The organism is Aeromonas finlandensis, assembly GCF_000764645.1.
GTDB classification, from domain to species: Bacteria; Pseudomonadota; Gammaproteobacteria; order Enterobacterales; family Aeromonadaceae; genus Aeromonas; species Aeromonas finlandensis.
In genome coordinates this window covers 1-9766 of record NZ_JRGK01000133.1, presented here as the reverse complement: position 1 = coordinate 9766, position 9766 = coordinate 1, and the positions used below count along the sequence as shown (strand labels likewise).

Genomic DNA, 9766 nt, shown 5'->3' with positions numbered 1-9766 from the left:
GCCCCCAGCGGTATACCCTCTTGCCAATTGCCTTCACTTACAGTTCGGCAACCTCAGCAGATGCATGACAGGCACATGTTACCCAATACATATTGGACACCATAAAATAGCTCATCCCAAGATATGTTTACGCAAGGCCTTGCATCGTCATTCAAATTTCTATCGAGAATTAAGTTTGGCCAATTGTCCCGCTGCAACATCACACCAATATTTAACAGCCGATTATTTGCGCACTCTGTTACAGATGTTACCGACACCACGTTGCGATATTTACCTTCACGTCACCCTGACTAATTAACCAAAGCGGAAATATCAAACAAAAACCATATTTATGATAATAATTCTTGTTTGGTGGTGGGCTACACCATTTTTCTGCAAAAATGACTGACCGCATCCAAAAATGGATGGATGATCAGCGAAGTAATGGCTGAAGCAGTTGCAAGGCATGATCGAAATCGAACTCATTAACAGCTCTGTTGACCGCTAAAAACGGCTCTCGCAGCGATGAAGAGGACGCTGACAGCGCAGCGTGGATCTGCTGGCACAACTCCAGCGCCTGTGCATCGCTCTGGGCGAGCAGGCTATCTAACAGCTGCAATTGCGCCGCCAGCGCGTCAGCATCAATCCCGTAAGTCGTGATCGCCGCAGGCTGTTGTTCCTCTACCAGCGCGTGCAACCCGGCCAGCAAGGGCATCAGAACAGACATCAAACGGGGTAACGTCTCATTGACGCGCCGCGCGTTGTCCTGCTCGCACGCAGACTCGAGCTCTGCGGCCCGCGCCTCCACCCCGGATGCGCCTATGGTCCCGGCACTCCCCTTGAGGGTGTGAGCAAGACGACGGGCAGTGATCTTGTCATGTCCTTCCCAAGCGGCTTGGAATTGCGTCGCAAAACCCTGCTGACCCTGCCAGAAACGCTGCAACATGTTGTGATACAACGAACTGTCACCACCCATGACTGCCATCCCCTTGCGAGTATCCAGACCAGGCACGGCCGCCAAGGGAGAAACCTCTTCCGCTAACTGCGGGCGGGTCATCGTGGCCATCTGACCCGCGGGTTTGATCCAGTGCGACAGGGTGGCCAACATCAACTGCATATTCAGTGGCTTGACGATGTGATCGTCCATGCCTGCCGCAAGCGCCTTCTCCTTGTCTCCTGCCATGGAGCTGGCGGTCATGGCAATGATGGGGATCCCGGCCAGTGCGGGGTTCTCGCGGATCAGGCGAGTGGCGGTGTAACCATCCATCACCGGCATCTGGCAATCCATTAAAATGCCGTCAAACGCCTTGTCCTGAGCCAAAATCGCGAGCGCCTCCTCCCCATGGCAGGCACACACCAGCGTGATCTGCTCCTTGCCAAGCAGGGCCTGAGCAACCTCCCGATTCATATCGTTGTCATCCACCAGCAGCAATCGCGCACCGACCAGGGAATGGCCGGGCAACGCTGCCTGACGCAGCAGGGTCAGATCGGCATGAGTACCAGGCTCGCTATCTCCACGGATCGCCTGTTGCAGTGACTGCGGGGTAAACGGGTGAGCCAGCAGCCCCGTTGGGGGGAGCCCCTGCTCGCGGGCATAGGCCACAAACAGCTCGGGATCTCCCTGCGTGATCACCAGCATGGTGGGAGGCATTGCCAATCCCGCCACTTCGTTCAGGAGATCTGGTAACCACTCATTGCCCGATTGCCACCCCAGGATCAGCAGATCGTAAGGCTGGCCATCAGCCATGCCCTGACGCAGCACATCACCCACGGCCGAATGGGTGTCAGCATAGGCGATTGGCCAGGAGAGGGCTGCCAACTGATGGGAGATCACCTCTCTTGAGGCCGTGTGAGGTTCCAGCAACAGAGTGCGATGGGACCTCAGCGTCCCCTCGCCCAGCGTGACCACCGGCTCGGCCAGAGCAAGCTGGATCCGGAAGGAAAACACACTGCCCTGCCCGGGCTCGCTCTCCACCCGGATCTCCCCTTGCATCTGTTGAACCAGATTGTGCGTAATGGCAAGCCCGAGGCCGGTGCCGCCATATTTGCGGGTGGTCGAACTGTCGGCCTGCTCAAAGGAGTGAAAGAGACGCTGGCACTGCTCGGCAGTCATACCGATCCCGCTATCCTGTACACTGCCCTGCAACCAGATCCCGTCACCATGCTCTTCACCGCGCGCCAACCGGACAATCACCTCTCCCCGCTCGGTAAACTTGATGGCATTGCTGGTCAGATTGAGCAGGATCTGGCCAAGCCGCAGGGGATCACCGCGCAAACGCTCAGGCAGATCACCGGCCAGATCGAACAACAGCGCCAGCCCCTTTTCCCGCGCCCGAAACGCCGTCAGATCCGCCAGCCATTCGCATACTTCGTTAAGGCCGAACGCCACCTGCTCCAGTTGCAGCTTGCCCGCCTCCATCTTGGAGAAATCGAGAATGTCGTTGAGGATCCCGAGCAGGTTATTCGCCGCTCTGTCTATCTTGCTCACATAGTTGTGCTGCTGGGGGGAAAGCGACGTCTGCAACGCCAGATGGGCCATGCCGATGATGGCATTCATAGGGGTGCGGATCTCATGGCTCATATTGGCCAAAAACTCGCTCTTGGTACGGGTCGCATCCTCGGCAAGCTGCTTGGCCTCGAGGATGGCGACCTCTGCTGCCTTGCGATCACTGAAATCGAAAATGATCCCGTCCAGATACTCGGCCTCACCCTGTCCATCGTAAGTCGCCAGCCCGATGGAGTAGACCCAGCGCATCTGGCCCCAGCGATCAAAAATACGGTACTCGTTGATATATTGCCGATGTTCGGCAATGGCTTCCGTGGTATTGCGGTTGCTCAGTTCGAGGTCGTCGGGATGGATCAAATCACTGAAATCCCTGCTGCTGGCGGCCCCGACAAACTCGGTGGCAGGATAGCCAGTCAACTTTTCCGCCTCTTCGCTAACAAACAACATGGTCCAGGGATGATGTGGCACACAACGATAAACCATGCCCGGTACGTTGCGCACCATGGAGTGGATCCGTTGTTCGCTCTCATGCAAACGCTGGCGATCGGCTGCAATACGGTCATGGGCTTCCCGCATCGCCTGCTCGGCAGCACGGATCGGGGTGATATCCACCAGACTGCCAACCGCCCCGCCCCGTTCACTGTTGGCAATAGCGATACCGGAAAGAAAATAGAGCATATCCCGTGGCTGACCATCCTGCGTGCTCAGCTGCACTTCATGCTGCTCTCTGGCTTGACTGCCCGCCACTTTCTGTGGGGTGGATATGGAATCAACAGCCAGCAGATCCGCAAGCTGCGACAACTCTTCAACGCCCTTGCCTGCAACAGGCAGGGAGACCCCAAATACCTCGGTAAACGCACGATTTATCCCCAGCAACCGGGCATGCCTGTCGGTATAAAACAAGGGGTGAGGCAAGGTATCGATCAACGCCTGTTGAAAGGCAAATTGTTCATCACGCTCGCGAATACTCTGCTGACGCAATACCCGCCCATACCACAACAGGGCCGAGATCAGGCAGAGCAGCATGGCCGTGACAAAGAGCATGACGCGTCGCCATCCGGTCACGGCATTATCTTCATTACCCAGCAGCAGCAGCGTCCACGTACCGTGTTCATCATGCCATTCGATAGGCATTCGACTCACCAGATATCGCTCTGATCCGATGCTGACTCGAGTGCCATCAATGGCAGGAAGCACCACCGGGTGACTGTCGGGGGAAAAGTAATGACCATATCGGTGTGATGCAAAAAGCTGCTGTTGCCTGGCCGCAGAGAGTGAACCCACAACCCCCATCTGCCACTCGCTCTTGTTGCTGGCCATCACCACCCCGTCAGGGGCAACCAGCAAGCCGATGGTATCGTCCCATCCGGCCAGAAACGTATCGAGCAGCGTCATATCGAAGCGGGCGACCACAACCCCCGTGACCTCACTATCCTTGGCACGATCCCGTGATACTGGCGCAGCGACATACAACATGCGCTTGCCCGTATTGATGCTGACGCCCGCATCAATGGTCTCCCGTCCCCGCATCGCCTGTTTGAAGTAGGAGCGAAACGAAATATCCTGCCCGACCACATGCCGACCGAGCGAATCCCAGTCACGCACTATGATACCTGCCGCATTGGCCACAAAAGCGTGGTTGGCTCCCACCCCTTGTGCCAACACCTGAAGCTCCTCGCTAGGGAGCAGATTTCCCCGTGTCAGCAGCGATGAGCGCTGTATCTCGCGATTGAGCCGTCCTGCCAGTTGTACCGCCCCCATCCCTTTGCTAGTCAGCGTCAGTTGCAGCAAATCATCCGTTTCCCGCTGAATGCGCATATCCAGCGATGCCTGATAACCTTGCCGCTCCAGTTGCAGATACAGCCCATCAACAAGCGCGGCCACCATCAGGGAGACCAGCAGCACGAGCGCCACATGCCAAAGAGCTGGTCTCATGGTTGGCTACCGGCCTCGCCGAACTGCTCGGCAATCTGTTGCAGTGCCGGTGCCAGCACGACAAACCCGTCAAGTAGCGCCGGTTCAAACTGGTTGCCCCGTGCGGCCACCATCATCCCCAGCGCCTGCTCTCGGGTATATGCCTGACGATATGGACGCTCACTGGTCAATGCGCCATACACATCGACAATCGCCATCAGCCTTGCCACCAGCGGGATCGCCTCTCCCGCCAATCGATCCGGATAGCCGCTGCCATCCCACTTTTCGTGGTGATGACGGGCAAGCACTCGGGCAAGGGCAAAACCGGCGTGAGGCTCTCCAACTATCTGTTCCAACCGGGCAATTGCAGCCTCTCCCAACTCAGGGTGACGAGCAATCCACTCCTGCTCTGAGGGGGTCAGCGCCGCTGGCTTGCACTGGATAGACTCCGGTATGCCCAGCATCCCCAGATCACGCAGGAGGGCAGCCTGACAGAACAACTCAAGATCCAGCCCGGCCAGCGCCTCCCGATAGCGCGGATGAGTGATCATCTGAGCGACCAGCGCACGCAGATAGGCTTGCGTGCGTAATGCATGATGGGAAGCGTCAAGACCGCGGCGCTCAGTCACAGAGGCCAGCAACAAGGCTGCCCCCTGATCAATAATCTGGCTCGCCGATCGACTGTGCTGTTTTTGTGCATCCAACCGCTCACGGGATTGCCGCAACTGATCGGCTGCCCGCTTTAGCATCAGATGGGTTTCTATTCGCGCCAACAAAATAGGAGGACTGATAGGCTTGGTGATGTAATCGGCCGCTCCTAGGGCAAATCCCTGTCGCTCATCGTCTACTTCGGCGCGGGCCGTCAGGAAAATGACCGGGATTTCACAGGTCTGGGCATCGGCTTTAAGCTGACGGCACACCTCATAACCATCCAGATCCGGCATCATGATATCGAGCAAGGCAAGATCGGGCGGCGGATCAGCGTGAACTATCTCCAGCGCCTTGCGACCACTGGTCGCCAGCTTGATCCGGTAACGCCCGGTGAGCAGCGCATTCATCAAATTCAGTGTACCTGGGTCGTCATCCACAACCAGTACCACAGGGCGGGAAGAGTCAAGGGCAAGATGTTCCATATCTCGTTATTCTCCCTGGTGTTATGAAAGGTGATGACCTTCTGGATATCAGGCCAATACTCTCTTCACGATAACGGATCGCCCAAGCGGCAGCCATGACAAGATGAGCAAAACGCAATCAAAAAGGTGGCGGTAGGTCATGTGCAGAAAGCGTGAACGCTCAGGCTTGCCATTCTCTTGCGCCAGAACAAAGACTTGTGTGAACCCGTACTCTTTTTTATGCCGGGTCGTTCACACACCATCAGCCTTGCCATCGGCCAGAAAAAAGTGGTTTACCGATGCAGATAAAACCGCCAGCACAGGCTCAGGTATCGGTTGACCGCAACCATACTCTCTAGATTATCATGCTGAAAAATGGGCTGGCAGGATACAGCGACAAATGATCTTGAATAATCGTCATGCTGACATAGCAAAAATAATTTCTGGCCCAACCATTGTGCTGGAAAAGGATATTTTATATCGCGAGACACTCTGTAATCAGCTGCGCGCTATCGGGATTACCCATATTCACGCGTTAGAAAATATCGAACAGCTAGCAGCAATACCGGCAGATGAGCATATTGCCATGTTCATTTGCAATATTGACCCGTGGCCTGAAGCGCTCCTCACACAGTTGCAACGTATCCGTTCATCCAATCATAAACAGTGCCCGGTTCTGACACTGACTTCGGGGACTGATCGCCAGCTTATCGAGAAATTTATCCACGCCAGGGTATCCGATATTATCTTGACGCCGTTCACCACCGATACACTCAAAGCCAGAATTGCTCGGGTTCTTGCAATAAAAAGCTCACCACAGCGCACAGGACAACTCGATGTTGGCCGCTTGCAACGCTTCTCAGATGCTGACCTGATTGCCAGCAACCAGGATAGTCCGACTATTCTGGTGGTCGACGATGTTCCTGATAATCTGATGCTCATTACCTCGGTGTTTCGTAAAGAGTTTCACCTTAAGTTGGTAAAAGAAGGTGATAAGGCGATCCGGATTTGCCAATCCGATACACCGCCTGATTTGGTGTTACTGGATATCATGATGCCCAATCTGAACGGATTCGATGTTGCCAGGATTTTGCGTGAGCACCCCCAGTCCGAACATATCCCGATCGTCTTTATGACTGCGCTGGATGATAGCTATTCACGTAAACGGGCAATGAAACTGGGGGCCGTTGACTTTATCACCAAGCCGATAGATATCGAGATGCTGCGCTTTCGCATTGCCAACCTGATGCGCCTGGTTCACGCCAGACGAAACCTGCAAAGAGAGTTTGATCAGATGCTGGAACTCAATGCTCTGAAAGAGAGCCTCGAGTTCAACATTCGCTACGAAATCAAGGAGCCGTTGCTCAATGCGGTGCTTCAGCTTGAAGAGCTGGCGACGGAACCCGCACTCAACATGACTCAGAAAACCCAGATATCGATCGCCAAAAAATCGGTGATCGACGCACTTGAGCTAACCCGGCTTGCCTCTGAAATTTACAAAATTGAAACCGGCACCTTTGTTATGAAGGCCGGGAAAGTTCAGTTGTTTGATATTTTCAATCGACTCGCAGTACAGTTCAAGAATATATATTCCGGGAAAAATACCGATATCAAACTGACCAAGCCAAAAAACTATTTATATGATGAGTTATTTATCTCTGGAGATGAGTTCATCTGTTACTCCGCCTTTCAAATATTGCTTAGGCTCACATGTGAACACGCTACACCCGCATCACGAGTGGACATTATTTGTCTAAAAAACCCAGACAACATCACTGTGAAAATTGATAGTACAACATTGCTGGATGCTATCCGTGTATCAACGCTGCTCGACAAATTTTCATTATCCAACCGTGAAGGGAACACCAGTTACAATGGCTACCACGGTAAAGTCATGCTGGCAACTCATGGTGCTACCATGGCGCTCTCTCTTGATGAGGAAAATCACCAGCTCAGTATTTCAATTATCTTCCCTCATAAAGATGATTTTACCCCATACACAATATGAGGTTATGCCAATGTGACTATCCACCCACAGTAAGCCGTGGATACAATCCATAGATTGATAAAAACAGATGCTCGATTAAATCGTGTCAATTGGTTAAAGCAAAGGGGATATCCAATGCACTCTGCACTGCGCACCAACACCGTGATGCCATCCGCTATCCCCTCTTGCTTCCAACGTGGCAGCTCACTCCCCGGCCCCCGGTATTAAGGAGATAACATGAACCTCTTTCGCCGCGTTATCCCCTTGTATGTCCACATTGCCCACCTGTTTCTGGGCTTGCTGCTGGTATTCGCCCTGATCACCCTCAGCCACCAATACCGACAAACCAAAATCATGCTGATGAAAGAGGCGGAAGATCGATTCAGCCTGATCTGTCAACTGACAACTCAGGAGCTGGAAGGACTGTTTCTCCCCGCCGCCCTCAGCACCAATATGCTGGCACAACAGCGTCTGACCGAATCCGATACGTTGGAACAGCGTATGGTTAGCCTTCCCTATATGGCAACCCTGTTGGAAGGACAGCCCTCCGCCAATGGCGTCTATGCTAGCTATAACAATGGCGATATGTTCTGGCTCCTGCGCTGGCCTACAGACACCGAGGTACAGCACCTTACCCCTCCTGCACATACTCACTGGATTTTGAAGAGCATCCGGCATGTGGAAGGACGTACCCTTACAGATGTCTTTGCCTTGGCCGACGATCTGTCCGTTATCGAACACACACAAAGGCCAGGTCGAGCCTTTGATGCCAGAGAACGGCCCTGGTTCATACAGGCCAAACAAGCTGGCCATCTGGTGCAGACCCCCGCCTATATCTCTATGGATACGCAAGAAGTTAATATGAGCTTTGCCAAGCCGATGCATAACGGGGCCGGTGTTGTGGGGGTGGACTTGAGCCTGCGTTCTATTGAACGCCTGCTGAAGTCCACCATGCTCACCCCCAATACCCGGCTGGCCATCGTTAATGAACAGGGGGAGCTGGTCACAAGCCATAAAGGGGGGATGATCATTCAAGGTAAGAATGGCACCTATCGCATGGCCAACATCACCGAAGCACAGCTTCCCATGATCCAGCACCTGATGGAGGCCAGCAAAGTACAGAAGAGAGAGCGACTGACATTTCAATCAGGGGAACAAGATTGGCAAGGAATGCGCGTTGATCTTCCGAAAGCGAATGGAACAAAACTGTCACTCTGGATCACTGCACCAGTTGATGAACTACTTGCTAGCGCAATTGCCGTCCGCAATGAGACCTTCCTCTTGTCGGGGATCTTCCTGATCCTTGCCATCTTCGCAGCCATCGTGCTGGCCAGAACCGCTGCCAGACCCATTGATGCACTGACGCAAGAGGCCAGAAAAATTGCCCACTTTGACTTCAATGAACCGATCAGGGTCAACACATACATTGCCGAGATCATCGATCTCTCCCATGCCATGGGCAACATGAAGTCGACGATCCAGCGCTTTTTGCAGCTTTCTACATCCCTCTCCTGCGAGACCAGCTTCCCGCGCTTGCTGGTGCGGTTGCTCACCGAAATGCAGCAACTCACCGGGGCGACAGGGTGCATGATCTATCTCTCCGATAGCAGCAACAAGAGACTGGAGCTGGCCGGGTTGTGCTGGAATGGCGAGGTGCTGGAACAGTTGCCCACTCATAGCATTGGCCCCCTCAATCAGCCAAAGCATCCGCTGTTCCAGACCTTGCAAGGGGTTGAATTAGAGCCGGTTGCGTTAGTTGCCAGCGAATTGCCCATCCTGTTCCCTTACATCGATGAGACCGCCACCCCGCTGACCTTCTGGCCGATAGCCCTGAAAAACCGCGATGGCCAGTTGCTCGGCGCCATGGTGCTGCTTATCGATGAGCGCAATAAAGCGCTAACCCCGCAGCGCATGGCGTTCGTGAAAGCGATCTCCTCTTCCGCAGCCGTTGCCCTGACCACCCAACGGCTGCTGGAAGAGCAACGCAACCTGCTGGAAGCCTTTATCCAGCTCATCGCTGGGGCCATTGATGCGAAAAGCCCCTACACCGGTGGTCACTGCCAACGAGTACCCGAGCTGACCAAGATGCTGGCAGAGGCGGCTTGCCAGGTACAAGAGGGACCATTCCAGCACTTCTCACTTGATGAGAAACAGTGGGAAGCAATCCATATCGCGGCCTGGCTGCACGATTGTGGCAAAGTCACCACCCCGGAATTTGTGGTCGACAAGGCAACCAAGCTCGAAACCTTGTGTGATCGTATTCACGAG

At 54.3% G+C, this 9766-nt stretch carries 4 protein-coding genes; 2 read left to right on the top strand and 2 right to left on the bottom strand.

Translation table 11 applies throughout. The features are described 5' to 3' along the window. Positions 1-412 precede the first annotated feature (412 nt). Positions 413-4420: an ATP-binding protein gene (locus LD28_RS0111290; RefSeq protein ID WP_081959525.1), complete on the bottom strand. Its 4008-nt coding sequence runs from the start codon at positions 4418-4420 to the stop codon at positions 413-415. After that, positions 4417-5532, bottom strand: a complete 1116-nt coding sequence (locus tag LD28_RS0111285; RefSeq protein ID WP_033137068.1) for a response regulator — start codon at positions 5530-5532, stop codon at positions 4417-4419. The genes LD28_RS0111290 and LD28_RS0111285 overlap by 4 nt, the downstream gene beginning before the upstream one ends. Before the next feature lie 379 nt (positions 5533-5911). On the opposite strand from LD28_RS0111285, the gene LD28_RS0111280 reads away from it, so the two are divergent. Further along, positions 5912-7519: a response regulator gene (locus LD28_RS0111280; RefSeq protein WP_033137067.1), complete on the top strand. Its 1608-nt coding sequence runs from the start codon at positions 5912-5914 to the stop codon at positions 7517-7519. Between the two features lie 216 nt (positions 7520-7735). After that, the coding region (locus tag LD28_RS0111275) for a GAF domain-containing protein (RefSeq protein ID WP_033137066.1) at positions 7736-9766 on the top strand (2031 nt) is incomplete at its 3' end.

Excerpts from the sequence above, each read along its gene's own strand:
- LD28_RS0111290 (WP_081959525.1), bottom strand. The coding sequence starts at position 4,420 with ATGAGACCAGCTCTTTGGCATGTGGCGCTCGTGCTGCTGGTCTCCCTG.
- LD28_RS0111285 (WP_033137068.1), bottom strand. The coding sequence starts at position 5,532 with ATGGAACATCTTGCCCTTGACTCTTCCCGCCCTGTGGTACTGGTTGTG.
- LD28_RS0111280 (WP_033137067.1), top strand. The coding sequence starts at position 5,912 with ATGATCTTGAATAATCGTCATGCTGACATAGCAAAAATAATTTCTGGC.